General features: G+C 44.4%; 30 protein-coding genes. 10 read left to right on the top strand and 20 right to left on the bottom strand.

All coding sequences use genetic code 11. From position 1 onward, the window contains the following. Nucleotides 1-51: 51 nt before the first annotated feature. Entirely contained in the window at nucleotides 52-186 is a 135-nt protein-coding gene (locus tag Q9R36_RS00485; protein ID WP_009793811.1) for a hypothetical protein, read from the bottom strand. Nucleotides 187-495: 309 nt separating this feature from the next. Here Q9R36_RS00485 and Q9R36_RS00480 point away from each other — a divergent pair, with 309 nt between their 5' ends. After that, nucleotides 496-2,115 carry an ABC-F family ATP-binding cassette domain-containing protein gene (locus Q9R36_RS00480; protein WP_094769009.1) on the top strand — a complete coding sequence of 540 codons (1,620 nt, stop codon included), beginning with the start codon at nucleotides 496-498 and terminating at the stop codon, nucleotides 2,113-2,115. 85 nt (nucleotides 2,116-2,200) lie between these two features. On the opposite strand, the gene Q9R36_RS00475 is transcribed toward Q9R36_RS00480, so the two are convergent. Continuing rightward, nucleotides 2,201-2,338, bottom strand: coding sequence for a YuzL family protein (locus Q9R36_RS00475; protein ID WP_101547764.1), 138 nt, complete (start codon nucleotides 2,336-2,338; stop codon nucleotides 2,201-2,203). Nucleotides 2,339-2,443: 105 nt separating this feature from the next. On the opposite strand from Q9R36_RS00475, the gene Q9R36_RS00470 reads away from it, so the two are divergent. After that, nucleotides 2,444-2,689, top strand: coding sequence for a YkuS family protein (locus tag Q9R36_RS00470; RefSeq protein ID WP_009793808.1), 246 nt, complete (start codon nucleotides 2,444-2,446; stop codon nucleotides 2,687-2,689). A 67-nt stretch (nucleotides 2,690-2,756) separates the two neighbouring features. Here Q9R36_RS00470 and Q9R36_RS00465 read toward each other — a convergent pair whose 3' ends face one another. From Q9R36_RS00465 to Q9R36_RS00455, 3 genes are all read right to left on the bottom strand, one after another. Beyond that, nucleotides 2,757-3,920, bottom strand: a complete 1,164-nt coding sequence (locus tag Q9R36_RS00465) for a D-alanyl-D-alanine carboxypeptidase family protein (RefSeq protein WP_311224377.1) — start codon at nucleotides 3,918-3,920, stop codon at nucleotides 2,757-2,759. Between the two features lie 252 nt (nucleotides 3,921-4,172). Next, a complete protein-coding gene (locus Q9R36_RS00460) occupies nucleotides 4,173-5,159 on the bottom strand; it encodes a glycine-rich domain-containing protein (RefSeq protein WP_311224376.1) in 987 nt (328 codons plus the stop codon). A gap of 76 nt (nucleotides 5,160-5,235) precedes the next feature. Further along, nucleotides 5,236-6,453 (bottom strand): DHH family phosphoesterase, encoded by a 1,218-nt coding sequence (locus Q9R36_RS00455; RefSeq protein WP_129612193.1) that lies wholly within the window; start codon nucleotides 6,451-6,453, stop codon nucleotides 5,236-5,238. Between the two features lie 167 nt (nucleotides 6,454-6,620). Between Q9R36_RS00455 and Q9R36_RS00450 the strand changes: the two genes are divergently transcribed. Then, nucleotides 6,621-7,076: a cupredoxin domain-containing protein gene (locus Q9R36_RS00450; protein ID WP_094769005.1), complete on the top strand. Its 456-nt coding sequence runs from the start codon at nucleotides 6,621-6,623 to the stop codon at nucleotides 7,074-7,076. A gap of 919 nt (nucleotides 7,077-7,995) precedes the next feature. Here Q9R36_RS00450 and safA read toward each other — a convergent pair. After that, on the bottom strand, nucleotides 7,996-8,619 hold the full coding sequence (safA, locus tag Q9R36_RS00445) for a SafA/ExsA family spore coat assembly protein (RefSeq protein WP_009793802.1): 624 nt from the start codon (nucleotides 8,617-8,619) through the stop codon (nucleotides 7,996-7,998). A gap of 184 nt (nucleotides 8,620-8,803) precedes the next feature. Here safA and Q9R36_RS00440 point away from each other — a divergent pair, with 184 nt between their 5' ends. Continuing rightward, on the top strand, nucleotides 8,804-9,853 hold the full coding sequence (locus tag Q9R36_RS00440) for a hypothetical protein (protein WP_311224375.1): 1,050 nt from the start codon (nucleotides 8,804-8,806) through the stop codon (nucleotides 9,851-9,853). Nucleotides 9,854-9,931: 78 nt separating this feature from the next. Here Q9R36_RS00440 and nadE read toward each other — a convergent pair whose 3' ends face one another. Genes nadE through Q9R36_RS00425 form a run of 3 tightly spaced genes read right to left on the bottom strand, consistent with a single transcriptional unit; the run spans nucleotide 9,932 to nucleotide 12,797 of the window. After that, the gene (gene nadE, locus Q9R36_RS00435; RefSeq protein ID WP_009793800.1) at nucleotides 9,932-10,756 is read right to left on the bottom strand and encodes an ammonia-dependent NAD(+) synthetase; all 825 of its coding nucleotides are present in this window, start codon (nucleotides 10,754-10,756) and stop codon (nucleotides 9,932-9,934) included. Nucleotides 10,757-10,771: 15 nt separating this feature from the next. Continuing rightward, nucleotides 10,772-12,235 carry a nicotinate phosphoribosyltransferase gene (locus Q9R36_RS00430; RefSeq protein ID WP_009793799.1) on the bottom strand — a complete coding sequence of 488 codons (1,464 nt, stop codon included), beginning with the start codon at nucleotides 12,233-12,235 and terminating at the stop codon, nucleotides 10,772-10,774. Between the two features lie 16 nt (nucleotides 12,236-12,251). Continuing rightward, complete coding sequence (locus Q9R36_RS00425; RefSeq protein ID WP_009793798.1) at nucleotides 12,252-12,797, bottom strand: cysteine hydrolase family protein; 546 nt, start codon at nucleotides 12,795-12,797, stop codon at nucleotides 12,252-12,254. Between the two features lie 221 nt (nucleotides 12,798-13,018). Between Q9R36_RS00425 and Q9R36_RS00420 the strand changes: the two genes are divergently transcribed. Both Q9R36_RS00420 and Q9R36_RS00415 read left to right on the top strand, forming a co-directional pair. Beyond that, nucleotides 13,019-13,795, top strand: a complete 777-nt coding sequence (locus Q9R36_RS00420; RefSeq protein ID WP_129612188.1) for a glycoside hydrolase domain-containing protein — start codon at nucleotides 13,019-13,021, stop codon at nucleotides 13,793-13,795. A gap of 141 nt (nucleotides 13,796-13,936) precedes the next feature. Further along, a complete protein-coding gene (locus Q9R36_RS00415) occupies nucleotides 13,937-14,515 on the top strand; it encodes a biotin transporter BioY (protein WP_311224629.1) in 579 nt (192 codons plus the stop codon). 42 nt (nucleotides 14,516-14,557) lie between these two features. Here Q9R36_RS00415 and Q9R36_RS00410 read toward each other — a convergent pair whose 3' ends face one another. Further along, the gene (locus tag Q9R36_RS00410) at nucleotides 14,558-15,454 is read right to left on the bottom strand and encodes a lysylphosphatidylglycerol synthase domain-containing protein (protein WP_022543862.1); all 897 of its coding nucleotides are present in this window, start codon (nucleotides 15,452-15,454) and stop codon (nucleotides 14,558-14,560) included. A gap of 168 nt (nucleotides 15,455-15,622) precedes the next feature. Between Q9R36_RS00410 and Q9R36_RS00405 the strand changes: the two genes are divergently transcribed. The 3 genes from Q9R36_RS00405 to Q9R36_RS00395 all read left to right on the top strand — a co-directional run bounded on the left by Q9R36_RS00405 (nucleotide 15,623) and on the right by Q9R36_RS00395 (nucleotide 17,376). Further along, a complete protein-coding gene (locus tag Q9R36_RS00405) occupies nucleotides 15,623-15,925 on the top strand; it encodes a hypothetical protein (protein WP_311224374.1) in 303 nt (100 codons plus the stop codon). A gap of 25 nt (nucleotides 15,926-15,950) precedes the next feature. Then, nucleotides 15,951-16,739, top strand: coding sequence for a membrane protein insertase YidC (yidC, locus tag Q9R36_RS00400; RefSeq protein ID WP_311224373.1), 789 nt, complete (start codon nucleotides 15,951-15,953; stop codon nucleotides 16,737-16,739). A 94-nt stretch (nucleotides 16,740-16,833) separates the two neighbouring features. Continuing rightward, nucleotides 16,834-17,376 carry a YhcN/YlaJ family sporulation lipoprotein gene (locus Q9R36_RS00395; RefSeq protein WP_009793791.1) on the top strand — a complete coding sequence of 181 codons (543 nt, stop codon included), beginning with the start codon at nucleotides 16,834-16,836 and terminating at the stop codon, nucleotides 17,374-17,376. On the opposite strand, the gene Q9R36_RS00390 is transcribed toward Q9R36_RS00395, so the two are convergent. The 9 genes from Q9R36_RS00390 to Q9R36_RS00350 all read right to left on the bottom strand — a co-directional run bounded on the left by Q9R36_RS00390 (nucleotide 17,369) and on the right by Q9R36_RS00350 (nucleotide 24,548). Continuing rightward, the gene (locus Q9R36_RS00390) at nucleotides 17,369-17,971 is read right to left on the bottom strand and encodes a GNAT family N-acetyltransferase (RefSeq protein WP_009793790.1); all 603 of its coding nucleotides are present in this window, start codon (nucleotides 17,969-17,971) and stop codon (nucleotides 17,369-17,371) included. The two genes, Q9R36_RS00395 and Q9R36_RS00390, sit on opposite strands and share 8 nt — an antisense overlap. Before the next feature lie 106 nt (nucleotides 17,972-18,077). Next, nucleotides 18,078-18,281, bottom strand: a complete 204-nt coding sequence (locus Q9R36_RS00385) for a DUF6501 family protein (protein WP_009793789.1) — start codon at nucleotides 18,279-18,281, stop codon at nucleotides 18,078-18,080. 51 nt (nucleotides 18,282-18,332) lie between these two features. After that, nucleotides 18,333-18,590, bottom strand: a complete 258-nt coding sequence (locus tag Q9R36_RS00380) for a hypothetical protein (protein ID WP_129612184.1) — start codon at nucleotides 18,588-18,590, stop codon at nucleotides 18,333-18,335. Nucleotides 18,591-18,650: 60 nt separating this feature from the next. Continuing rightward, nucleotides 18,651-19,529 (bottom strand): gamma-glutamylcyclotransferase, encoded by an 879-nt coding sequence (locus tag Q9R36_RS00375; RefSeq protein WP_094768999.1) that lies wholly within the window; start codon nucleotides 19,527-19,529, stop codon nucleotides 18,651-18,653. A 392-nt stretch (nucleotides 19,530-19,921) separates the two neighbouring features. Then, complete coding sequence (locus Q9R36_RS00370) at nucleotides 19,922-21,577, bottom strand: AMP-binding protein (protein ID WP_035402570.1); 1,656 nt, start codon at nucleotides 21,575-21,577, stop codon at nucleotides 19,922-19,924. 127 nt (nucleotides 21,578-21,704) lie between these two features. Next, entirely contained in the window at nucleotides 21,705-22,439 is a 735-nt protein-coding gene (locus Q9R36_RS00365; protein WP_180827257.1) for a class I SAM-dependent methyltransferase, read from the bottom strand. 83 nt (nucleotides 22,440-22,522) lie between these two features. Next, nucleotides 22,523-22,936 (bottom strand): secondary thiamine-phosphate synthase enzyme YjbQ, encoded by a 414-nt coding sequence (locus tag Q9R36_RS00360; RefSeq protein ID WP_165352533.1) that lies wholly within the window; start codon nucleotides 22,934-22,936, stop codon nucleotides 22,523-22,525. A gap of 18 nt (nucleotides 22,937-22,954) precedes the next feature. Continuing rightward, the gene (locus tag Q9R36_RS00355; RefSeq protein WP_253616948.1) at nucleotides 22,955-23,734 is read right to left on the bottom strand and encodes a VOC family protein; all 780 of its coding nucleotides are present in this window, start codon (nucleotides 23,732-23,734) and stop codon (nucleotides 22,955-22,957) included. Further along, complete coding sequence (locus tag Q9R36_RS00350; protein ID WP_009793781.1) at nucleotides 23,718-24,548, bottom strand: AAC(3) family N-acetyltransferase; 831 nt, start codon at nucleotides 24,546-24,548, stop codon at nucleotides 23,718-23,720. Before Q9R36_RS00350 ends, Q9R36_RS00355 begins: the two co-directional genes overlap by 17 nt. Nucleotides 24,549-24,815: 267 nt before the next feature. On the opposite strand from Q9R36_RS00350, the gene sda reads away from it, so the two are divergent. After that, nucleotides 24,816-24,947 (top strand): sporulation histidine kinase inhibitor Sda, encoded by a 132-nt coding sequence (sda, locus tag Q9R36_RS00345; protein ID WP_022543868.1) that lies wholly within the window; start codon nucleotides 24,816-24,818, stop codon nucleotides 24,945-24,947. Nucleotides 24,948-25,275: 328 nt separating this feature from the next. On the opposite strand, the gene odhB is transcribed toward sda, so the two are convergent. Continuing rightward, nucleotides 25,276-26,544: a 2-oxoglutarate dehydrogenase complex dihydrolipoyllysine-residue succinyltransferase gene (gene odhB, locus Q9R36_RS00340; protein WP_094768995.1), complete on the bottom strand. Its 1,269-nt coding sequence runs from the start codon at nucleotides 26,542-26,544 to the stop codon at nucleotides 25,276-25,278. Nucleotide 26,545: the final 1 nt, after the last annotated feature.

Raw genomic sequence — 26,545 nt, 5'->3', positions numbered from 1 at the left:
GCACAACAGGAGACAGCTGTATATGTGCTTGTCTCCTGTACCTCTCTAGTCTCAGTTCGTGGAGGAAGATATCTTTCCGGCCTGGTTAATGTGCAGCAGGTAGTCAGATTTTGGCTTAGTGAAGCTTATCTTTATGCCGGATTTTTTCAAACGGTTAACTAAATCGACGAGCTGCTTTTTAGCCATGTCAAAAAACTCCTTTGTTTTGCCTGTATGTTTTCATTTTACATGAAAAATATGAAAAAACTATGACATTCGGCAAATTAAATGTGAATAATTTTTGATAATTTTATTTATAAAAAATTGGCACGCATTCTGAGTCAGCTGATTTACTCTATCTATTTCCCATTTCTTCTCAGCTGAAACTTTTTCTCTTGCCTTTCTTCTTATTCTGCCTTTTTCTTTTCATAGGCACCTGTTGGAAAGATTCGCTCTTGGACGCTGAAAGTGTTATAATTCTTACGATATTGTTTTTTTTGGAGGAATCAAACCTATATGATAACTGTCAGCAACGTAGGTCTTCGTTATGGCGACAGGAAGCTGTTCGAAGATGTTAATATTAAATTCAATCCCGGTAACTGCTATGGCCTTATCGGCGCCAATGGTGCCGGGAAGTCGACATTCCTGAAAATCCTCTCTGGAGAAATCGAGTCCCAGACGGGTAATGTATCACTTGGCCCAGGAGAACGTCTTGCAGTATTAAAGCAGAACCACTATGAGTATGAGGAGCATGAGGTACTTACGACGGTCATCATGGGCCATGCCCGCCTATACCAGGTTATGCAGGAAAAAGACGCCATCTATATGAAAGCTGATTTCTCTGATGAAGATGGAATGAAGGCAGCTGAGCTGGAAGGTGAATTTGCTGAACTGAACGGCTGGGAAGCTGAATCTGAAGCGGCCATCCTGCTTAAAGGCCTTGGAATTGGCGAAGAGCTCCATAATAAAAAGATGGAAGATCTTACAGGATCAGATAAAGTAAAAGTCCTGCTTGCACAGGCTCTATTTGGCAAGCCTGATGTTCTTCTGCTAGATGAGCCTACAAACCACTTGGATATCAAAGCAATCCGCTGGCTTGAGGAGTTCCTGATCAACTTCGAAAACACAGTCATTGTCGTTTCCCATGACAGGCACTTCCTTAATAAAGTTTGTACGCATATTGCCGATCTTGATTTCGGAAAAATCCAGGTTTATGTCGGGAACTATGATTTCTGGTATGAATCAAGCCAGCTGGCTTCCAGGATGGCATCTGATGCAAATAAGAAAAAAGAAGAAAAAATCAAAGAGCTGCAAAGCTTTATTGCCCGTTTTAGTGCAAATGCATCAAAATCCAAGCAGGCAACTTCCCGGAAAAAGCTGCTCGATAAGATCTCCCTTGATGATATCAAGCCTTCTTCCCGCCGTTATCCTTATGTTGGATTCACGCCGGAGCGCGAGATCGGAAATGATCTTTTAAGGGTAGACAGTATCAGCAAGACGATCGACGGTGTCAAGGTGCTCGACAATGTCAGCTTCATTATGAATAAAGACGATAAAATTGCACTTGTCGGTACAGATGAAATTGCAAAAACGGCATTGTTCAAAATCCTTACCGGAGAAATGGAACCGGACAGCGGTTCATTTAAATGGGGCATCACGACTTCACAGGCGTATTTCCCTAAAGACAACTCGCAGTATTTTGAAAACAGCGAACTTAACCTTGTTGACTGGCTGCGCCAATTCTCCCCTCAGGATGAGAGTGAAAGCTTCCTGCGCGGATTCCTTGGCAGAATGCTGTTCTCAGGCGAAGAAGTGCTGAAAAAAGCCAGCGTGCTTTCTGGTGGAGAAAAAGTCCGCTGCATGCTTTCAAAGATGATGCTGAGCGGTGCGAATGTGCTTCTTCTTGATGAGCCGACAAACCATTTGGATCTTGAATCTATCACAGCATTGAATAACGGATTGACCAGCTACAAAGGTTCCATGATCTTCGCTTCTCATGACCATCAGTTCATCCAGACCATTGCAAACCGGATCATTGAAATCACTCCGAACGGCACTGTTGATAAGCAAATGACTTATGATGAATACTTGGAAAACACAGACCTGCAAAAACAGGTAGCTGAAATGTATAAATAAAAGTGAACCAGGAAAGCACTGCTTTCCTGGTTTTTCTTATTCCTGATCAAGTTCCGGTTTAGTATCAGGCTAAGATTTTCAGGGGTCAGACATCTTGTTTTTTTGTCTTTTTTCTTGCTGAATCAGTTTTGAACCTGCCTGTTTCATTATTGGTCGTGCCCTGTCCCTCAACTTCAGGCGAGCTTAAGCCGGTTTTGGAAGGATCTTTTTTATGTTTGGCCATCTTAAACACCTCCGTTTATTACTTTTAACTCCCAAGCCACATCTCATTCATGGGAATAAGACCACGCTCTTTCAGGCATCATAACATTCAGAGGAGGTGTAAGTTATGGCGAAACGTATTGCGGTAGAACAATCTCTTACCAATATCCAGGAGGCACTCCGTGCGAAAGGTTATGATGTAATTGACATGAAAACTCAGGAGGATGCCCAGAATTGCTCCTGCTGTGTAGTGACAGGACTGGACTCCAATGTTATGGGGATGCAGGATACTTTCACACAATCTTCAGTCATCGAGGCAAACGGGTTATCGGCAGATGAAGTTTGCCAGCAGGTTGAATCAAGGCTTCAATAAATGGCGCAGAAGACTAAAGGTTACTCTTTAGTCTTTTCTTTTATAAAAAGGCATTGAATCAGCTGATTCAATGCCTTTGTTTGATTCTGCGGTATAGTTTCCGTGACATAATGTAAAGAGAAGCCAGTAAAAGCACAAATACCATGTAAAAGACCCCTGACTTAACCGGTGTCTCCTCCATTTCCTGTGCCTGGACCGCTTCAGAAGGACCTGCAGCTTTTACGGCCTCCGGCTCGAGGGGGAAGATTTGAATCAGTTTTCCGCTTCCATCAACGATTTTCAAAAGGCCTTCTTCTGTGACGATTTTTTCAAAATGATTCAGCGGTAATGTGACAAAGCGGTCTTTTCCGCTAAAATAAATCTGGTCCCCTTTTTGAAAGGAAGTTTCTTTGCTGATCACAGAAGACTTGAAACGGCTGAAGCCGTAGTCAAATAAGGTTTTTGTATCATTATAGATATCCCTCTTGAAATCTGCTTTCATGACGATGGCAGTCAGCTGGATTTTTCCGTTTTCTCCGGAAGTGGCCAGCGTCTGCTTGCTTTCGTTCACAAACCCTGTCTTTCCGCCGGTTATCCCGGTATATGGCACTTCCCCTTTTAGCATCCGATGGTGGGTAAATATCGTTGTATCCCAGCTTTCTCCATCCCATGCGAGCTCTTTTGTCCCGTAAATCGTTCTGAAGGTATTGTTTTTCAAGGCATAGCTGGTAATAAGAGCCATGTCTTCAGCTGTCGTATAATGCCTTTCATCAAACAAGCCGTGCGGATTTGTAAAATGGGTATTATGGACATGCACTTCTTTTTCCAGGAATGTGTTCAAATTTCTCTCATACTCTTCTATATTTCCGTCAATATGCTCGGCAATAGCTGCAGCAGCATCATTCCCTGAGTTTATCAGCATCCCCTCGATCAGATGCCTGAGCGTTGTCTTCTCGCCTTCTTCTAAATAAACCTTAGTCCCTTCTGTTTCAACAGCACTCCTGCTGACAGTCACCATGTCATCCAGATTTCCTTTTTTTATAGCATAAATAGCGGTGGCAATCTTTGTCAGGCTGGCTGGATACATCCGGTCAGATCCATTTTTGCTGTATAAAATAGCATTTGATTGCGAATCAATTAAAACCGCAGCCTCACTCACTATGGCAGGTTCTTTTTCTTCTTTTGCGACAGCGCTCTGTCCGGCGTGTACAGTAAGCATGAAAACCATTAAAGCGGATAAAAATTTCTTCATCTGTCAATCTCCATTTGCTGATTTTGATAGTGCTAAATTCCCTAATTTTGATTGTACCAAAATATTTTGCGGCAAATGGGCTTGTTTATGAATTGTTACAAAAATGAAAAATAACAGGTTTGGTGAATGTTGAGGCTGGGTATATAGCCGGCCAAATTGAAAAGCCATCTATTAAGATGGCTTCAAACAGTGTGCTTTTTTAAAAGCTGCATATTTAGTTTAAAAACACTTTTTATCCAGGGCTGCAAAGGTCTAGCTTCCCCCGCAGCCGCCTCCTCCTCCGCAGCTTGAGCAGTTGGATCCGCCCGAACAGTTCGCCCCCCCTGAACAGCTGCCGGAATCTGAATCATGATCAGTGCTGCAGGCAAAACCGGAACAAGAGGTCGCACCCGCATACCCGCTCTTCATCATTTCTACAGGAAGCACCTCTTCAATATGTGATGAATAATCATCATGCTCATATATCGAGAAAAATACGGCTGCCGGAAGAAGCATGCTCATATCATGTGAAGAAGAAATCCGCGTGAATGGCTTTTTTTCATTTTTGCTGAAAGTCATTTCTGCTTCCCTGATATCATTTTTGAGCTGCCGGATCAGATAAAGCTGAATTTCTCTTGCAGCTTCTCCATTCCTGAAATACTTTGCTAGAAGCTCTCCTTCAGATTTGGTTCTGAAATCATGCAAAATGCCCTGCTCAATCGGTGTTCTCAAAAATTCTCCCCAAATCAAGCGGCTGTTTCTTGCCGGAGAAAAGACCTGAAGGTAGACCCAGTCGAAAAAGGCTCTTTCCCCTGGGATGGGAACTATCTCCATATTGGGTGTGTGGTGCAAAAAGCTGTTGTAGAACTTTTTCGAGAAATCTTCATAATCTCTTGTGAACATAAGCATCTCATGCCAGACTGCATCCACTTTCCCGCTGAACATCGGCACCGATTTTAAGATGCTGCTTAGCACAAAGAATCTTTTAAGCTCAAAGAATACCCAGTCAAAATGCTTTTCCGACCAGGAAGGATGCTCTTTCAGCATTCTATTTTTTATATTGGACTGAAATCCGTCAGACATTGCTTTTTCTAAATGCTGTGCAAGCGGTTTGGCCGCATCTTTTTCGATGCCAAGCCCTTCAGGCAATTCATCCGCATACAGCCTCGGACGCCTTTTTCCTTTATTGCCGCTGATGATAGAAACCGCCATACCAAAGATGAATACGAAAACGATGATAAATACAATGAAACCTGCCATTCTCCCCCTCCTTATGACTGATACTACCATTATATTCTGTCATGCATGTTTTTTACAGGAAAAAACCGCCATATTATCAATGGCGGTTTCCCTTGCTGGAATTCAGTTTTGCTTCAAGGAAGAAATCTTTTAAATAATCGATGAAATTTTCGTCTCTGGCCAGCCAGGCGGAATGGTTCCTTTTGAGGTCATGTTCCGCAGCCGTAAAGCTGTCATATTCTTCCCCTGCTGTTCGGCCATTCACATCAATTTTCCATGAGTCGTTGTCCTTGAAGATGAGGAAATGATCTCCCTTTCTGTTCTCATAAAGAGAGCCTGAGCCGGATTCTTTGTGATTATGTTCATTTTTATAGGCGTCACCCTTAATGGGGTCTTCTGAAAAAACGTCTTTCACAAAAAGGGAAAATGCCTCTTCAGTCATGCTGCTGCCTGATGCTTTGGCATGCCCGCCGCCTCCGAACCTTCCTGCTATTTCTGAAACATCGATATGATCATGGATGGTCCTGTAGCTTATCCTTTTTCCGCCTATGCTGAGCAGGGCAATATAGTCCAGGTGAGGGAATTCCTTTCCAAGCTCATTGCCAAGCTCGGAGTGGTAAGACTCTGCGTGGACAATTCCCGCACAATGCTCCCCTATAAAAGCCTGGACGATTTCCCGCTTTTTTCTTCTCATATAACGTTCAATCTTGTCTTCTTCCATTTCGAGAAGTTTTTTCTCAAATTCATCAAACTCGAATGACGCGCTATCTTTCAGCCGGTCGAGCATCTTCTCTTCAAATTCTTCAATGGAAAGAAGGAAAAAGAGATCATTCAGCTGTTTTGCCTTCATGTTCCCGTTCTGGTCCCATTCCCATGTATCATATTGCCTGACGAGCTCTACAAATTCTTTAAGCGCTTCTGTTGGGGTTATGTGGTCTTTCTTGATCAGATAATCGAAAAACAGGGACGTTGCAGAAGCAAGCCGTCCGTCATCATATTCCACGGTTACACTCGCCCAGCTGCTGCTGTTCAGATGCAGAGCGGATTTATGGTGATCGATCAGCTGCACGGAGCCTCCCTCCTTCTGCAGCTGGCTTAGCCGCTGTTCATTTTCTTCATTAACAGATAAATCTGTGATCAGCAGTATATCCTGTTTCTTTTCTTTGTTTTTCAGCCGGTCCAAATGACGGCTTATCTGTATATCCAATCCGGAGACCGAATTATAGCGGACCTCTGCCTTGTCACCATATGCAAGCTTTGCTAATATTCCGCAGCCTATCCCATCAAGATCATTATGTGTAAATAATCGGTACATACTACACCTCGCCAAAAATGTTGTCCTGAATAGTGTGGTGAAACTTTCCTGTTTTATGCCTTTTACCCAGCTGGAACAAAAATTAAAAATATTTTGTGGAATAAGACAAGTTCCCCCGCCCCCCTGGCATATCTTTAATATAGATCAATTCAAAGGGGGATCTGTATATGCCATTTTTAGTTTTAAAAAGAAGTACCGTTATTTTCGCACTGGTTCTGCTGGCAGCTGTCGTGTCGGCAACAGGCTGGTTTTTGCTGGGCAAGGACAGCATAAGTGTATTCAGCCAGGATAAAGCAGCGGCGGCTCCAAGAGAAATACACATGGTCACAGGCGAATTCAAGGCTACGCTGCCTGATGGAAAGGAACTTGAAGCATACCGCTGGGATCCTGGAACGATTTTCATCAAGGAAGGCGAAGAAGTCGTTTTAAAGATTTCCGGCATCAACGGCATGGAACATCCGTTCATCATTGAAGGAACTGATATAAAAGGGATCGTGAAAAAAGGCGGTGAAACATCAGTGCCGGTCAAGATTGATAAAGAAGGCATTTACCGCCTGGTCTGCCTTACCCATCCTGATAGAGACAGCAACGGGCCGATGATCGGGTATATTGTTGTGGATTGAAAGGAACCACCGCACCTTTTGATGGCGGGTGGACAGATTCGGGAATAGAATACGCCGGCATTGTGTTTTTTCTGCTTGAAAGGAAGAATAAAGAAGTGCCTATTAGATTAAACAAAACGGCGTTTTTTGAGGAGACTAGTGTGGAATAAAGAATCTAAGACCGGAGGGCTTCACGGATTCTTTCTGAGACCTTCTGGCAAGCATTTTACGTTACAGAGTGCTTCATATCATCCAGATGAGACACTTTGGCAAGTATTATACAAATTAGCGAGATCCAGTACAGTCGACTAAGACCCTCTGGCAAGCAATTTTCAAATCAGAGGGTACTAGTTCACCCGACTAAGACCCTCTGGCTAGCATTTTACAAATCAGAGGGCACTAGTACAGCCGACTAAGACCCCCTGGCAAGCATTTTTCAAATCAGAAGGTACTAGTTCAGCCGACTAAGACCCTCTGGCTAGCAATTTTCAAATCAGAGGGCACTAGTACAGCCGACTAAGACCCTCTGGCTAACATTTTTCAAATCAGAGAGTACTAGTTCAGCCGACTAAGACCCCCTGGCTAGCAATTCTCAAATCAGAGGTTACTAGTTCAGCCGACTAAGACCCTCAGGCTAGCAATTCTCAAATCAGAGGGCACTAGTACAGCCGACTAAGACCCTCAGGCTAGCAATTTTCAAATCAGAGGGTACTAGTTCACCCGACTAAGACCCCCCGCAAACACTCCACAATTCAGAGGGCTTTTGATCAGCCGACTGAGACACTCGCCCTATACAGTCCAGTTTGCCCGAGCAAAATTTCAACTCAATGAATAAACCTCTGTTCTGTTCCCCGATTAAATAAAAAGAGGATTCCAGCGCATCAGGCTGGAACCCTCTTTTTCCAAGATACATTTGCTGTTCAGTATAGCCAATGCCTTCCTATCGCCCAATAAACATCTGTGTCCAGTAATGCCCGTAGCTGCCTCCTTTGGCATATCCGACGCCGATTTCGGTGAAGCTGCTGCTGAGGATGTTTTTGCGGTGGCCTTCACTGTTCATCCAGGCGGTGACTGCAGCCTGTGGTGTGGATTGTCCGGCAGCGATATTTTCCCCTGCTGTCCTGTAGGAAATTCCAAAGCTCTTCATCATATCAAATGGTGTACCATAGGTTGGAGAGTTGTGATCAAAATAGTTTTTGTTGATCATATCCTGGGATTTGTACCTTGCAGTCCTTGAGAGCTCCCAGTTGGACTTAAGTGGCTTCAGGCCGTATTTCGCCCTTTCTTTGTTTACCAGCTGGACTACCTGTTCTTCGGCAGATTGTTCGGCTGCTGCTGAAGGAATGGTGATCCTCTGGCCCGGATAAATGAAATGAGGGTTTGTGATATGGGAATTCAGATTGATGATTTCTGTAATGCCCGCCTGATACTGCTGGGCTATTTTCCACATCGTATCCCCTTTTTGTACTGTATGTACGGTTGAAGCGTCCGCTGTTAAGCGCGTTCCAAAGACAAAGGTGACGGAAAGCAATAAAATGATAGAATATTTCAGTAATGTTTTCATACTGCTATTTAACCAGATAGATAGTCTCAGAGCCAGCGGTAATTCCTGGCCATTTTTGCGGGATTTGCCCTCTCTGATGAAACCTGGAAGTGGAGTCAAATATTCATAAATGTTTCACAAAGCTGCACTCAAAGGCCTTCTTGCACTCCATCAATTCCTATATAATGGAAATGAGGTGAGAACTATGTTGTTGTCCATTAAAAGGTATGATAAAGCTACTTTTGCAGTACTTGCAGGCATGGTAATCGCAGCAAATTGCCTGCTTTATCGGACATCTTATTTAGCTCCTGTCCCTAAGGGAGTTTATTGGGGCACTTTGGCGGATTTGTATATTGTCCTGCCGGCTTTGGTTTATTTTCTCCTTTTAAGGAGAAAACACTCTATTCTATATTTAAGCCCCGTCCTTTTTGCCGCTTATGTACTCTCACAAGTGATTATCCCTGACGGGCACCTGCAATCAGCCAATATGCTGCAGTTTATGCTTATTCTCGGGGAGATCTTTATCTTCTCGGCTGCAATACTGGGAAACAAACAAAAAATATGGCAATTTTATAAAGAACTTAATAGGCGGAACACCCATGATTCTTTTCTGAAATACAATTTGGACAAAGCAGCCGGAAAGTATTTTTCTGATTCAGCGGCTCTCAGGCTTTTAATGTCTGAAATCGCCCTTTTCCACTATTCCTTATTTTCTTGGAAAAGAAAGCCTCTGACAGACACTGGCACTGTATTTACCTATCATAAAAAGAAAAGCTCAACGGCCGTTTACATCATGCTGATTCATGCAACAGTTCTTGAATCGGTTGGACTGCACTTCTTTCTGCATCAATGGAATGCGGTTATTTCTTATATTCTTCTTATATTGAATGTGTATGCAGTTTTATATTTCATCGGAGAGCTGCATGCAATGCGGCTGACCCCTTATCTATTGACACAAGAAGTCCTTTTGCTGCAAACAGGGCTTTCCAAAAGCATGGAAGTGAAGCTCAGCAATATTGAAAGCATATCTTTCTACGAAGGTCCCGAAAAGTTTACAAAAAAAGAACTGCAAACTCTCTATGATGCAAGGGCCATCGACTTTATGCAGGAAAAGCCTCAGATTGAAATCAGGCTTAAAGAGCCGGGAAAAGTACTGATGCCTTTCGGAATAGTCCAGCAGGCTGACCGGATTGTTCTGGACGCTGATGAACCGCAGGCATTCGCTGAAGAACTTAAATCCAGACTTCCAAAGTAAGAAAAGCCGTCCACTGATTGGACGGCTTTTCTTAGTATTTACTGGCTCTGTCCGGCGTTTCTGCCATAGGTCCGTTTTTTATTTTTTCCACCAGCTGTCAAACATGGAAGCAGGCAGCTGTCTTTTATGTTCGGTGATCAGGTATCTCTTTTCGATCTTTTCGGCAGATTCAGGTGAAACCTCTTTTCCTTCCAGGTAATCATCCAGCTCATCATAGCTGATCCCCAGCTCAGTCTCATCCGCCTGTCCCGGCTTATTATCTAGAAGGTCGGCGGTAGGGGTCTTGAGATAGAGGCGTTCTTCTGCACCCATTTCCTTCAGGAGCGCCTTACCCTGGCGTTTCGTGAGACCTGTTAGAGGAAGTATGTCTGCTCCGCCGTCGCCATATTTCGTAAAGAAGCCGGTAACTGCCTCTGCTGCATGGTCTGTGCCGATGACAAGAAGTCCTTCCTGGCCGCCAATAGCATACTGGGCAATCATGCGCATCCTGGCTTTTACATTACCCTTATGATAATCAGACAAAGGCTCGCCTTTTGTGATGGTGTCAAATTCTTCTTTAACGGCATCTACAGCATTTTTTACATTAAAAGAGTATTCAGTGTCGGCTTTGATGAATGAAAGAGCAAGCTGTGCGTCATCCTCATCCTGCTGCACTCCATACGGAAGGCGGACGGCTATGAAGCGCACTTCATGCCCTTCACTCCTCAATTCCTCCACTGCCATCTGGGCCAGCCTGCCGGCAAGGGTTGAATCCTGTCCGCCGCTGATTCCGAGCACATAGCCTTTTGCCTGAGAGGCCACCAGGTAATCTTTCAAAAATTGGACTCTATTTCTGATTTCTTCAGAAGGATTAATTTCTGGCTTTATATTTAACTCTTCCATAATTCTTTTTTGCAGATTCATTTTGTTTCTCCTCCTCTATTGATTCCGTTTCACCTTTTCTCTAACTTGCTCAATATTGCGCATTTTGTTTTCCCAGCATAATGTGCTCAAATCAACCGGATATTCCTCAGGATTGAGGGAGCGCTTGTATTCATCCCAGAGCACATGCAGATTGCTCTTTGCAAAAGCTTGTATCTTGTTGAGCTCAGGGGTTTCATATACAAGCTTCCCATCACGGAAAATATCATGATGCAGCTCCTGTGCCTTAAAGCTGGTGATGAATTTGCTGATAAAGGTATGGACCGGATGGAACATTTTCAGCCTTTCTTCTTCTTCGGGCCGTTCATTCTCCATAGCAATATAGTCGCCCTCTGATTTTTGATTAGCCGTATTGATGATCCTGTAAACCTTTTTCAGGCCAGGGGTTGTGACCTTTTCAGGATTGCCGCTGATTTTGATGGTGTCTTTCATGTTACCTTCTTCATCCTCAATGGACACAAGCTTATAAACGGCACCCAGGGCTGGCTGCTCATAAGCCGTGATAAGCTTTGTCCCGATGCCCCATGTGTCTATTTTTGCACCCTGGGCTTTCAGGTTCATGATGGTGTATTCATCAAGGTCATTTGATGCTACTATCTTTGCATTCGGGAACCCGGCTTCATCCAGCATCCTTCTGGCTTCTTTTGAAAGATAGGCAAGGTCGCCGCTGTCCAGCCTTATCCCTATAAAGTTGATTTTATCGCCAAGTTCCTTCGCTACCTTAATGGCGTTTGGAACCCCGGATTTCAGGGTGTCATAAGTATCTACCAGGAATACACAGTCTTTATGCCGGCGTGCATATTTGTGAAATGCAGTATATTCATCCCGGTAAGCCTGTACAAGCGCATGTGCATGTGTACCGGAAACAGGAATGCCGAACAGCTTCCCGGCCCGCACATTGGAGGTTGCGTTGAAGCCTCCTATATAGGCCGCTCTTGTTCCCCAGATGGCAGCATCCATTTCCTGTGCTCTTCTCGTTCCGAATTCCATCGCAGTTTCCTCGCCGACCACCTGCTTGATGCGGGAAGCCTTGGTTGCAATAAGGGTCTGGTAATTAATAATATTCAAAAGCGCCGTTTCGACCAATTGCGCCTGGGCAAGCGGAGCTTCAATCCTCATGATCGGCTCGTTTCCGAAAACAAGTTCACCTTCTGCCATTGAACGGACAGATCCGGTGAATCGCAGTTCTGCCAGATACTCAAGGAAATCTTCTTTATAGTGAAGCTCATCCCTTAAATAATCGATATCTGTTTCAGTAAAACGGAAATTTTCGAGATAGCCTATTACCCGTTCAAGGCCGGCAAAAATACCATAGCCGTTTCCAAACGGTAGCTTCCGGAAAAATAGCTCAAACACCGCTTTACGGTTATGAACGCCATCCTCCCAGTATGTTTCGGCCATATTGATTTGATATAAGTCAGTATGAAGAGTCAAACTGTCGTCCAGATACTTTCCTTTCATGTCCTACCTCCAATGATTACTCTATTACCAAAGCATTCAGGCTGCCTTTGAAATGCTCCAGTGCCCAGCTGTGTCCTGCCTGGTTAAAGCTTGCGACCGCCTTCTCATGCACGATGATTTTATACCCTTTATTATAAGCATCCACAGCTGTATGAAGAACACAGATATCGGTACAGACCCCTGCCAGATGGAGCTCTTCAATCCCCCGCTCCCTCAGCTTAAGTTCAAGATCAGTTCCTGCAAAGGCACTATAGCGCGTTTTGTCCATCCAGTGGACATTTTCCTTACTCTGGTGCTGCATAAACACATTTTTCAGGCTGCCATATAAATCCCGCCCTTTAGTACCTTCTATGTTATGGGGCGGATAAAGCTCTGTTTCAGGATGAAAAGGATCATTTTCTTTGTGGAGATCAATGGCAAAAACGGTATAATGCCCTTCCTTTATGAAAGTCTCAGTAAGGTTTGTTATGTATTCTTCGATTTCCTGGGCAGGCTTGCCGCACGGCAGGGCTCCGATTACAAAATCATAAGTGTAATCAATATTGATTAATGCTTTTTTCATACAGAATTCCTCCCTTGCTCTTTAAGAATAAATCTATTATAAGCCAATTCATGGAAGGAATCATCCCGGAGCTTTCTCCAAAATGGTTCATCTTTTACGATGATACCCCAACTTCAAGCTATTTACTCTTATAAAGCCCTGCAACCGGCTCAGAATCTTTGACAGCCCAAGCACACTCCCGGGCCTGAGAATATCATGTAACGATGAAAGGAGTGTGACAGATGATTAATTGGAAGCAGTTCTTTGCTGTATTGATCCCGGTCCTTCTGATAGCGGCCATTCCTTTTATTATTTTCCACTGGGGTCCTTCAAAGGGAGATGACAGCGGCGGAAATGAGACCGATCCCGAATCGGTGGTGTGGGGAGTCGATTCCGCCAGCCTGACGACAGAGGAACTATTTTCCTGTGTTAGAGATAACTTTGGGAACCCTCAGATCTGGGGAAGATATCTGGGAACTAAAGAAGGAGTTTCACAAGGACTGACAAAAGAGGAAGCGGCCTTTCTGCAATCCAATAATGCCGGAATCCTGCTGATCAATAACCAATTCACAGATGCTACAGGCATGGAAAATGGAACAGAAATAGGGAATCTGGGGATTCAGCTTGCCAGTGAGCTGGGGGTTCCGGATGGTACAGCCATTTTTGCTGATATAGAACCTGACTATCCGGTTGACTCTGACTTTATTAGAGGCTATTACGGCGCTATGAGTGAATCTCCATATGAGGCAGGGATTTATGGTGTTTTTTCCAGCAACAGCACTCTGTATGCCGCTTATAATAATGCTGCCGCAGACTCAGCGGGATTGAAGGAGAATGTAATTATTTGGACAGCTTATCCTCAAGCTGGGATTTCCACTGAAAGCGAGGCACCTGCCTACAGTCCGGAAGCACCGGAAGGGTCAGCTGTGTTGGGCTGGCAATATGGACTAGATGCCGAAGCCTGCAATATTGATACCAATCTATTTAAGGGGCGTATGATTGAATATATATGGAAGTAGAACCGTCAGTCCGGCTTCATGAAGCCGGACTTTACTTTTAAGTAAACTTATATATTTTTTGGTTGACATTAAATTCTGAAAGGTTTACATTTTAATTGTTAACATACATAAGATTATAGTTTACTGAAAAGGAGAATCATGATGACGAAAGATCAACTTAAACTTAGGTCAATGATTGTGACTGCATTATTTGCAGCGATCATCGGGGTGCTGGCACAGATTACTGTCCCGCTGCCTCTCGTGCCAATTACCGGCCAGACGCTGGCAGTCGGACTGGCAGCTACCATACTTGGCTCCCGTTACGGAACTTTATCGGTTATTCTTTATCTGATTATCGGCGCTGCCGGTGTTCCTGTTTTTGCTGAATTTTCAGGAGGCATTTCAAAGCTGGCCGGTCCAACGGGAGGGTATCTTGTCGGCTTTATTCCTGCCGCTTTTATCACCGGGCTGTATATTGAAAAAACGGGTTTTACCTTCAAGCATGCTTTAGTGGCCAACATAATCGGGATGTTCGTTACCCTCATTTTTGGAACTGCCTGGCTTAAGATTGCAGCAGGGCTTGGATGGGGTGCTGCAATAGCAGGAGGATTTACGCCTTTCCTTGCTGTAGGAGTCATAAAAGCGGCCCTGGCAGCCTGGGCCGGGATCATTGTAAGGCGAAGGCTTGTGAGTGCAAGGCTCCTCTTCACGTCAGGACCCGCAGTAAAAGAGTCTGCATAATATAATAAAAATTGAGGGCTGTCCATTATGAGGGCAGCCATTTTATTTTCCCAGTATTTTCTTTACAATAAACGGTGTTCCTAGAAGGACTGGGAATAGATAATAGCTGAGCCTGTACAAAAACAGGATGAGCATGGCAGCTTCACCTGCAACCCCCTCCCTCTGCATCATTAAGAGGAAGATCAGATCAAAAGATCCTGCTCCGCCCGGAATCATGCTGATAATTCCAGTACACAGCGCGATGATGACAATTGGGAACAGCTGAAAAAAGGATATGTTCACCCCGATTGTATGGGATATCCCCCATATGCATAGGACGATGAACAGCCATTCAAAGATTGAAATGGCAACCAGCTCAGATACAAAGCCTTTCCGGTTTCCGGGAATATCCCAAAAAGGCTTCCGGTGCCAGTAAAGTGCCAAAAAAAGCGGGTTATAAAGTGCAATCGCCCATAAGGGCACACTCTCCCAGCCATCCAGGGGCCCTGCAGAATTGGTTAGGACAGCAATTGCAAAAAGAGAAAGACCGGTTAAAAAGAAGAACGAGAGCTTGGCAGCCGTCAAGACCAGCGGACTGTCCTTCGGCAGATATTTCTTATAGAAATATGTCCTGAGGGTGGCACCCGCTATGCCTCCCAGACCCACGATATTGGAATACGCGTTAGCTGAAAGTGAATAAAAGAATAATTTTGTTTTCGGTATATGGACAGAAAACATCTGAAGCAGTACAACATCGTAAAAGTACATTGGAGAAAGGGCGGCGATTCCAAGAGCAAATATATAGAGCAAATCCAGGAATGAAAGACTGCGGGCCAATCCGGCAGAAGCATCCCAGTCCAATTTGGAGAGCATGCCTTTAGCCTCATATCCTAAGACAATGAAAAATAATGCTGGCAGGGCAAGTTTCAGTAGAAAGATATATTTATTTTTTATTGCCACCCTTTTCCTCCTCTCTGTTAATCTGCTATAACTTATCCTATTCATTCTTTCGTTTAAAAAGAATCTGCAGCCTGCTGAATCAGTTGGGCCGCCGCCGGGCAACATTGCCTTTAGTGCTGAAATAGCATATAATGACAGTATTGGCCTACTAATGTATGGGGTGAATGAATGTTTGATTTTTTAATGGATTTTACAAATATTCCGGCTGAATATACTTTGTATGCGAGCTTCATGCTTGGCCTTACAGTAAAGTTCTTATGGGCATGGAATATTGAATACTCTTTCATGGAATCTACCTGCAAGCCAGCCGAGCTGGGCGCCGGTTCTGGAAGCCTTAAGCTTTACGAAGCATGCGGCAGGCCCTTCAGCCCGCTTCTCCGCTGGATTGCCAAATATATACGCGCCAAGGAAGGATCGGGCAGCGACTCCGAGGATGCAGACTCCTCCATTTTGCTTAAATTTGCTATCTAAAATTTAAACTAATGGAGGAATTAAATTGAAATTGAAAAAAAATCCTGCTGCATTTCTTGTTCTATCTTTGACAGCTATCCTTCTTTCCGCATGCCAGGCATCACAGCCCGGCCAGCAGAGTGGTGGCTTTTTCAACACCTATCTGGTCCAGCCTTTTGCAAGTGCCATCCATATGGTCGCTGAATTATTTAATGGCAATTTCGGTTTATCCATCATCCTTATTACGCTGATCATCCGCCTGGCCCTTATGCCGCTTATGCTTAAGCAGTACAAAAGGCAGCAGGATATGAAAGGCAAAATGGATGTGCTGAAGCCGGAAATGGACAAGATCCAGGCCCAGTTGAAAAAGACGAAAGATCAAAAAGAACAGCAAAAGCTGCAGCAGGAAATGTTTGCCCTTTACCGCAAGCATGGAGTCAACCCGCTCAATATGGGCTGTCTTCCTATCCTGATTCAAATGCCTATTCTGATGGGCTTTTACTATGCCATCAGAAGTTCTCATGAAATTGCTACCCATTCTTTTCTATGGTTCAACCTTGGACAGCCTGATCTGCTCATAACAGCTGCAGCAGGCATAGTCTACTATCTGCAGTTTAAAGTGACTCAGGCCAATATGCCGGTCCAGCAGCAGAACCAGATGAAGTTCATGGGACTGCTCTCGCCGGTCATGATTGTGGTCTTCTCCTTCAGCGCTCCAGCAGCCCTGCCATTATACTGGACTGTAGGAGGAACATTCCTTATCGTGCAGACCCTTATCGGACGCAGGCTTTATCAGACGGCTCCTGCAGCCAAAGAAGCGGAAATATCTAAGTAATATTGAAAGAAGCATGAGGGAAACCTTCATGCTTCTTTTTTGTATAAATGGCATGGAACTCTGAAATAATGAAGAATAGAAAGGATGTGGGATTTTGATCAGCAAAAGACTATTTCTAACGGGATTTGCAGCCCTCTCTGTTCTCCCCGGCTGCGGAATTAATGAAAAAGATACATATGATGATACTGCTATCAGGGATATGGGAAGCAAGCAGACTGAAAATCTCATCAGCAGCCCGAAGGAAGACAGTGAAACAAACACAAAGCTGACAGATCCAACAAGGACATCTTATGAAGGGAAAAATGAAGCGCCCAGGCTGATCCTGGATGAAAATGCTTCTAATAGGATCAGCAGTATGGACATGGTTAATGATGCTGTCGTGATTAAAACGAATAACCGCACGTTTGTTGCGGTAAAGCCAGGTAATGATTACCAGCTTGCCGAAAACTCCAGACAGGAAATCAAACAGGCAATGCAGGGAGAAAACTCTGCAAGAACGGTTTATTTAACAGAGGATGCAGAGTTTTATAAGCACGTAAAATCCTATCAGGATGCAATCATTGCCGGAAAACCGGTTGATCAGCTATACCAGGAGTTTATAATGCTTGCAGAAAAAACATTTCCAAGTCTTAAATAGGATAGATATGCACCATTTTCTGTATGAGCCTTTCTTTTACTTCCGGCCATTCTTCTTTTAAGATGCTGTAAAATACAGTATTCCTGGCGTATCCATTTGCTATGATCCTGTCTTTCCGAAGAATGCCCTCTTTAACTGCACCGAGCCTTTCAATTGCCTTCTGGGATCTGACATTCCTGCTGTCCGTTTTTAGCTGGACCCTGTTCATATCCCATTGTTCAAAAGCGTGCCTAAGAAGGAGAAACTTGCATTCCGTATTCACAGATGTCCTCCAGACATCTGGCGTATACCATGTTGAGCCGATTTCAAGCGTTTTATTTTCCGGCAGGATGTCCAGAAACCTGGTGCTGCCCACAAGCCTGCCGGATTCCCTCAGGGCCACCGAAAAAGCCAGGTGTTTCCCTTCCTTCTCCAAATCCGCCGCTTTCTGGATATCTGCCTCCATTTCATCAAGGCTAAAGATTTTTGACGCCGTATATTCCCAGATCTCCTTATAATCAGCAGCCTCCCACAGCAAACTGCTTTGTTCTTCATGCATTGGGCTCAGCCTGACGGTCTTTCCTTCAAGGATGGGCGGTTCTATCCATAATGCCATAAAAGTTCTCCTCCTGTTCTGCTAAGAAAAACTATATTCGACAATGGTTGAGAAAAATCCTTTTTCAAAAATAAAAAGCCCCAGGCATATGCCTGGAGCTCTCTTCTTAAGCTTCCTGAAAGTAATCTTTATAAAAACCGCTCACTTTTCCGGAATTGTCTACGACAAAATAAAACTCTTCTGTCTCATTTTTTACTTCATACTCTTTGCCCTCAGTAAGCGCCCTGTTCACAATATACTTGGCTGCATTCGTATGGACGCATTTTACTGTTTTTAATGTTGGCCGTTCATGCCAGTCTAAATGGATCATCTTTTGCCACTCCTTCAGCTTTTTCACCTTTTAGTATAAAGAATCGGGAGCCTATATAGCAACTGGATTTTCCTCTTCATCCGGTTTTGGCTGGATATTAGTAATGATGTTATCAATATATTCTTCATCGAAAGTGTACATTTCACCTGTCACTATATTCTTGCATGTTACATATGTTTTTTGGCAAATATTATCTAGCCGGATGAATTCTAAGTATTGATAAAGCTTTTTCTTATAGATTACTTCAATCAGCAAGCCATTATCCATAATCATATTCATATGCTGACCCTCTTTCTGAGATGATGGCAAAGGTTATTTACCACCTTGGGAGCCAGTATTAAACCTATGGATAGGCTTTAGCAGAAATTTTTATTCCTTTTGGCCAGCTAAAGGGCTTTGGGAACGGAGCGCAGCGATCTTTCCTTCTAGCTTCTTGAAATATTCCCCGCTTAGCCTCCCCTTTGCACCCCGAAGGATCTCTGCAGCATAATGGTCAGGAGGTGCAAGCTCATCCCGTTTATTATAAACATGAAAGGAAAGGACATTTTTATGCAAAATGCCTTCTGATTTGATATCAACGAAAACGGGCCTGTACAGTCCTCCATGAAAACCTTCACGGATGAACAGGTATTCGACTGCATCATATGGCAATCGGTAAAGGATCCCCTCAGTCAATCCGCCATCCTCAATGATATCTCCCCTGCCCCCGTCCGGCCTCTCCAGAAGATATTTCATTGAGTAGCCTTCTAAGGTGCCTGATCCAATAATCTGCTGAAAAAAATGATCCACCTTTGCCAGTCTGAAGCGTTCATCGTCCATACAGGAGCCGTAAGCAAAATATAATACGTCTGCAGGGCGTTCTTCCATAAATCTGTAAAGTTTCCAATCGCCATGAAGGATAGGTTTCGCCAAAAGATCATCTCTGTTGGATATATAAACAAAACCGCTGAGGGAGCCGGCATCCGTATGGATGTCCTGCTCCACCCTGTCATAGAGATTATCCTTCCGGCCAGGAATATAATCCTCCAATTCATCAAGGTCCTTGAATTGATCCAAGTGCACTTCATATAATTCCCCGTATACTTTCTGATTGGCTGAAGCCTTCATGGAAGGATAGCCCAGCCCTGTGTCATACAGTTCCCCGTAAACCCATGCCTGCTCTGCCAGGCACCTGCCGGTTTCCAGCAGATAGTGATTCTCTTCATGCTTTCTCAATGTACCGTACACAAACAGCTTTACGTAAGACAATGTCAAACCTCCATATTGATATAAAATGAAATGTTGATTCCCGTCATTCCTGCCTTACGCCTATTATACAGAATATAGAAAGCAGGGGCTAATGAAGACCCTGCTTTACCTGGCTACAGATTAAGCTGGCTGCAATGGCATGCCGGCCTATTCTTAAATAGTGAAAAGTGGCAGTAAAAAGGATATTTTTCCTTTTTTTCCTTTTCTAAAAACACTATACTTGCCAATTCCTTTCCCCTGTATTGACTGAGCTTCTCAATTACATAAGTATCTTCATACATCATGCTGCGCCTCCCGCTTTTTGATATTCTCATTATAATCTGCAGAGCATTCTGCAGCATTGGCGGGAAGGAGGAACAGTATTCAGACTTTTGATTGAAAAAGGAAGTATCTTATTTATGCCGTAACAGGGCTCCTTGTTCTTTTTCTGCAATCTCTCTTGCTTTTTCCCTTAATTTAAACTTTTGGATTTTCCCGGAGGCTGTCATCGGATATTCTTTGACAAACTCAAAATACCGGGGAATTTTGTGCCTGGATATTTTTCCCCGGCAGAATGACCTGAGTTCCTCTTTCCCGGCGGTTTCCCCTTCCTTCAGGATGATCCATGCCATCAGCTCTTCCCCGAAAACCGGGTCAGGAACCCCGGTGACCTGCACGTCCAGTACCTTGGGATGGGTATATAGGAATTCTTCAATTTCACGGGGATATATATTTTCTCCTCCCCTGATCACCATATCCTTCAGGCGGCCGGTGATGCTGCAATAGCCGTTCTCATCCATAACAGCAAGGTCCCCTGTATGAAGCCACCCTTCACTGTCAATGGCCTCTTTTGTTGCATCAGGGTTGTTGTAGTAGCCTTTCATGACATGATAGCCCCTTGTACATAGTTCCCCTTGGGTCCCCCGGGGAACTTCATGTGAAGTCCCGGGAGTTACAATCTTGACTTCGACATGCGGCAGCGCCTTCCCAACTGACTCTACACGAAGTTCTATGGGGTCGTCTGTCCTTGTCTGTGTGATGACTGGGGATGATTCTGTCTGTCCGTAAGCAATCGTAATTTCAGCCGCTCCCATTTTCTCAATGACAGCTTTCATCACCTCAATCGGGCAGTTGGAGCCGGCCATGATCCCTGTCCTCAGTGAAGAAAGATCATATCCGCCAAAGGATGGGTCGTTAAGCTCGGCAATGAACATCGTCGGTACACCATGAAGGCCGGTGCACTTTTCGTTTTGGACAGTCAGCAGCACCTCTTTCGGGCTGAATTCCCGGACAGGGAGCATAGTAGCTCCGACAGAGACACAGGCGAGGGTGCCAAGCACACATCCAAAGCAGTGGAAAAAAGGGACAGGAATGCATAGACGGTCCTCTTTTCCCAGTTCCATGCAGCCTGCGATATGGTAGGCGTTATTGATGATGTTAGCATGTGTCAGCATTACGCCTTTAGGGAAACCGGTTGTCCCTGAAGTATATTGCATGTTAATGACATCATCTGGGTCCAGTAATTCCATCCGGCGGTCGAGATCTCTGTCTTTTACTTCTTCTGATAATTGAAGGATATCTTCCCAGCAGTAGGCTCCAGGATATCTGTTTTTACTCATGACTATAATATTCTTCAAAAAGGGAAGCTTCTTGCTCTTCAGCTTGCCGGGCTCAGATTTCCTCAGCTCAGGTACAATTTCATAAAGCATGTCTATGTAAGAAGAACCCCGGTAATTCTCCTGAAGGATCAAAGTGGAAGACTCTGACTGCTTAAGCAGATACTCCAGCTCTGAAGCCTGGTAATTCGTGTTCACTGTGACAAGGACAGCACCCATCTTGCCTGTGGCAAATTGGCAGGCAAGCCATTCTGGTGTATTTGCCGCCCAAACAGCAAGGTTTTCTCCTTTTTCAATGCCCAGTTTCATTAAGCCTTTTGCAGCCTTCCGGCAATATTGGTCAAACTCATGGTATGTCATCCGCAGCCCTTCTGTATGATAAACTACAGCTTCATGCCCCGGATGCAGCCGTGATTTCTCTTCCAATAATTTTCCGACTGTTGTATTAAGCAATCCCTGCATATTCCCCACTCCTTCTAATGTGTTGAAAAGGCTTACAAATATGTTATCATATTTTACAGAATATTCAATTATTAAGAGAGGGAAATAACCCTGCATCCCCGGCAGGGCTTATCAATAATTATGGCTTGCTGCAGGAAAACAGCAGGAATAATGGTATCCTTCTTCTTCGTTCATACTCCGATTTATCCATAAATAATCCTTCCTGAGGAACTGCTTCTTTCAAGCTTTCAACAGTCAGTCCTGCCTGCTGGAGGAGTCCAAAATAGTTCTCAACCGTTCTGTGGTATTTTACTACTAAGCTCCCCATCCATGGCTCCTCCCTTTTTCCAGTCAGAAAATAGTCGTCAACGATCCATTCCTTTCTTTTTCCATCACTGCCCGTGCTTTTGAATGAAGAAGTCAAAAGGGGGTGCTGCAGGCTGATGACTAGCCTGCCCCCAGGCTTCAGGGCTGAGCGGATGTGGGATAAAACCGGGCCAAGGTCTTCTATGTAATGAAGGACCAGCCTGGATAAGACCAAATCATATTTTTCCTGCTCCCACTCATAATCTTCTATCCTGCTATGAATCACTGTTCCATTGGAGTTCCCCAGCCGCTTTTGTGCAAGTCTGGCCATATTTTGCGACCCTTCGATTCCAGTATAAGAAGCACATCCCGCTTCCAGCAGGCTGGCAGCATATGAGCCATCACCGCACCCAATTTCGAGTATTTCCTTGCCTGAGGGGCTGCCGGCCAAAGAATAAAAGGCAGGCTCTTCCATTGTATGATTCGGACTCTCTGCCCGATATCTCCTGGAAAGATAGCTGCTGAAAAACCCTTCCTCATCATAAGCTTCCGGTCCCTTAAATGGCATCATTCCACCTCTTTCTTCATAAATTCAAATCTTTTGAATTTTATCACAAAAAACCAAAACAAAAAAGGCGCCTTAGCGCCTGCCTACTCTTTTGCACGATTATGAATGGCCTTAAGGTAAAATGTTCTTTCCCGGGGACCATCGAATTCACAGAAATAGATGCCCTGCCATACACCAAGCAGCAGACTGCCGCCGGTAACGATGACATGCTGTGAAGCTCCCATGCAGGAAGCTTTCAGATGGGCGGCCGTATTCCCTTCCTCATGCCGGTCCTTTAAATGATTCCATGGAAAGGTTTCATCGAGACGGTTGATCATATCAATTTTTACATCTGGATCTGCATTTTCATTAATTGTCAGTCCTGCCGTTGTATGAGGGCAATATATAAGGATTGCTCCTTCAGTGAGTTCCTGATCTGAGGCAAATTCCCTTACAGTATCAGTAATTTCTGCTAATTCATCCCGCATCGAGGTAGTTATCGAGTATTTTTTCAGCACAAGCATCCTCCTTTGTTTTTATTGATAGATACCGCCATAAATATGGATCCGGTTCTCTTTCAGGGACGGGCTGTAAGTGACTTGCCAAATCGTTTCCCCAAACTCTGAGAAGATGTTTTCGGTTTCTTCGCTGTATGGTTCACTAAAATCTATCCGGCACCCTCCTGCCTGAACAATTAACGATTCACCCGCAGTCTTTTGCTTAACTGGGGAGGTGCCTCCCAAAAGCTTCGCCCAGGATTCTGCTGTTTCGCTCTTATTCTCAGTCAATATCTTAATGGTCTTAACCGCATGTGACTCCTGGCTGGGCAATAAGATGCCCGTATTTCTTAAATCATTAAACCTTTCTTTATCCTTCTGTTCCCACTCGATGAAAAAAGGATATGGAAGGCGGCCTCCCCCTTCAGCAAAAAGCATTTTCCATTTAATCAATTTACCATCTTTCCTTGTTCTTCTTCCTTTATGGATGACTGTTTTGATGCCATTACTGGCCATTTGCTCCTGCAGCTTGCCGATATGTTCGGTCCTGAAGCAAAGCTGGCCGATTCTTTCTCCTCTTTTTACCCCTTTTATGAGCTGCTGAATCAATGGATTATCAGAAGAAGCAGCAATCTCCACCTCCTCCACTGCCAGGAATTCTATGTATGAAGAATTGAAGTAAATGACACTGTTATAGGTTCCCCAGAGCGGATGCCGGCCGCCCATATATCCCTTCAGTCCCTCTTGGTTCAATTTATCAATCGCTTCAGCGGGGTGCCTGTCAATAAAGTGCACAATATGATCAAGCTTCAAATTCATTTATTTGGCCTCCTTTTTCTTTTTGCAGCCATTTTACTGTAAAGTCAACAATATCCCTTTGACTCATCATCAGACAGTCTGCCTGCCCCAGCTTCCCTTTCATGACAGAATGCTCTTTTTCAAAAGCCCGTCCTATTTCAGGGAAGCGGTCTGAATCAACCTCTGCCTCTGTATAAGTCTTCCAGATCCTTTTCCCGCCCTCCATCATGGCAGAACTTTGCTTATAGGTTTTCAGGCCGCCTGCTCTGTACTCTCCCAAATGCATGCTTGTGCTGTTGTCGTAACCCACTCCGATCAGGAGTACCATGCTGCCGGAATCATAAAGCTTAGCCAGCGGAGATTCTTCCCCGAATGGTAAATCGGTGGAATGAGTCTGTGTCATTTCCTCTGCCAGGCGGCCGATGGCTGAAAATGAAACGGTAGGATGTCCGCTCCTTCTAGCGTCCGGAAAAGTCCTGAACAGCTCAGCGACCCTGCCCATTCCTCTTGTAGGAGTAGTCGTGGGATCATAAGCCGGCATGCCTTTCCTGATACCATCCCACCATTCTTCAGGTACAGCAGGATTCTGCCAATATTTTGGATCACTGTTTCCCAGTGACTGAGACGGCATCACAATTGTGCCTTGTTCGCCGACGGCGCTAAGTAATGCCTGAATGACTGCCTGTTCTGCACCGCATACCCAGCCGATTGAACTGAGGCTTGAATGTACAATTAAAGTCATTCCTTCACGCACACCGAGACTTTCAAGATCTTTCCTGAGCGTCTCTGCTGTTATCAGGCTTGTGCTTCTGCTTACTGCTTTTTCTTCACTCATTATGCTTTCACTACTTTCCTGTCATTGTATGTCTCTCACAGTCTATTTTACTTTTTTTTAATAACCAGAGTCTATCTTCCGCCAGCTGTAAATTTCTATTCATACCCTAAATCGACAGAAATAATCGATTTGAGGTAGGTTGCTTAAAATAGGTACTTTAGGACCGATTGTAAATTTTTTTACCTTATTGCTTTTCAAAATGAGCACAATCATTTACAATAAATGAATAGTAAGAATATTCAATTCTTTTTCTGGGAGGAATGCAAAATGAAAATTATGAGTAATGAACAACTTGTCGTCTCGTATCGTGATGCATTGAAAACTGGTATGGAAAAAGAATGGATCAACATACTTAAAGGTGAAATTCAGCGAAGAGGACTAAGGCCATTTAAAAATTAATGAAGCATTTTACCCGTTTAGAATATTCTAAACGGGTTTTTTAGTATTAACCCTTATGAATTTTTTTAACTGTGCAAGGACTCATGTTCAGCTGCTGCTTCTTTTTCCGCCGCAGCAACCCTCAATTATCTTTTGATATTCTTCTTCACTGATAATCCCCGCTTTTTTCATTAAAGCTGAATAGCAGTATATTTTCTTCTGAATTCGTCCCACTTTTCTCACTCCTGCTTTTTATATAGCTTATTCAAAAACGAGAAAAGGTTTCCTTCGGGAAACTTTTTTAGACGCACAAAAAAGCAGAGCCTGTTAAGGCTCTGCTTCCTATCTATTAAGCTTCAAAAAGCAATGATTCCGGATCTTCGATCAGCTCTTTTACGCGCTTCAGGAAGGTAACTGCTTCTTTTCCGTCAACGATGCGGTGGTCGTATGATAATGCTATATACATCATTGGGCGGTTTTCCATCTTCTCGGCATCAATGGCAACCGGGCGCAGCTGGATGCTGTGCATTCCCAGGATGCCTACCTGAGGGCCATTCAGGATCGGTGTTGACAGCAGTGAACCGAATACTCCGCCATTTGTGATTGTGAATGTTCCTCCCTGCAGGTCATTCAGTGAGAGTTTATTGTTTCTTGCTTTGTCAGCAAGATCCATGATGTCGCCTTCTATTTCAGCAAAGTTCTTCCGGTCCGCGTCACGTACGACAGGAACGACGAGGCCTTCTTTTGCAGAAACAGCGATGCCGATATCATAGAATTTCTTGAGTACCAGCTCGTCACCCTGTATTTCCGCATTCAACAAAGGATTCTTCTTCAGGGCAGCAACAACTGCTTTTGTGAAGAATGACATAAAGCCCAGCTTAACGTCATTTTCTTCAAAGAACTTGTCTTTGCGGCGCTTGCGCAGGTTCATTACATTGGTCATATCAACTTCATTGAACGTTGTCAGCATGGCAGCATTCTGCTGAACCTCAACAAGGCGATTGGCAATCGTCTGTCTGCGGCGGGACATGCGGACGCGTTCGACAGGCTTGCTGTCCTGTGCCGGCTGTGCAGCAGGTCCTGGTGATGCAGCTGCTGGCTTTGATTCTTGCTTTGCTGCCTGTGGATTGTATCCGGAAACATCCTGTGCCCTTACGCGGCCAAGAGGATCGGCTGTCGGCACCTGGCTGAGATCAATGCCTTTTTCCCGGGCCATCTTGCGTGCTGCAGGAGATGCGATCGGACGCTGCTTCTTTTCCTGTTCTTCTTCTGTCTGCGGCTTAGCTTCGTTTGTTACAGGCTCTTTCGGAGCAGCCGGCGGCTCAGATGCCTGAGGCGCTTTCTCAGCTGGTGCTTCTTCAGCAGGAGCACTGCCTTCTGTCGCTTCCGTATCAACTGTCGCAATCGTTTCGCCAACCTGGACAGTGTCACCTTCTTGTGCGCCGAGATCCTTGATGACTCCGCTGTATTCAGAGATGATTTCAACATTGACCTTGTCGGTTTCCAGCTCTACGACATAATCCCCTTTATTGACAAAGTCGCCCGGCTGTTTCAGCCATTGAGCCACCGTACCTTCTGTAATTGATTCCGCCAATTCTGGAACTTTAATTTCTGCCACT

It is taken from the genome of Bacillus sp. AG4(2022) (assembly GCF_031844465.1).
In the GTDB taxonomy this organism is placed as follows: domain Bacteria; phylum Bacillota; class Bacilli; order Bacillales; family Cytobacillaceae; genus Bacillus_AB; species Bacillus_AB infantis.
Note: the sequence above shows the minus strand (reverse complement) of the source record. Positions and strands in the feature narration are given on the sequence as shown.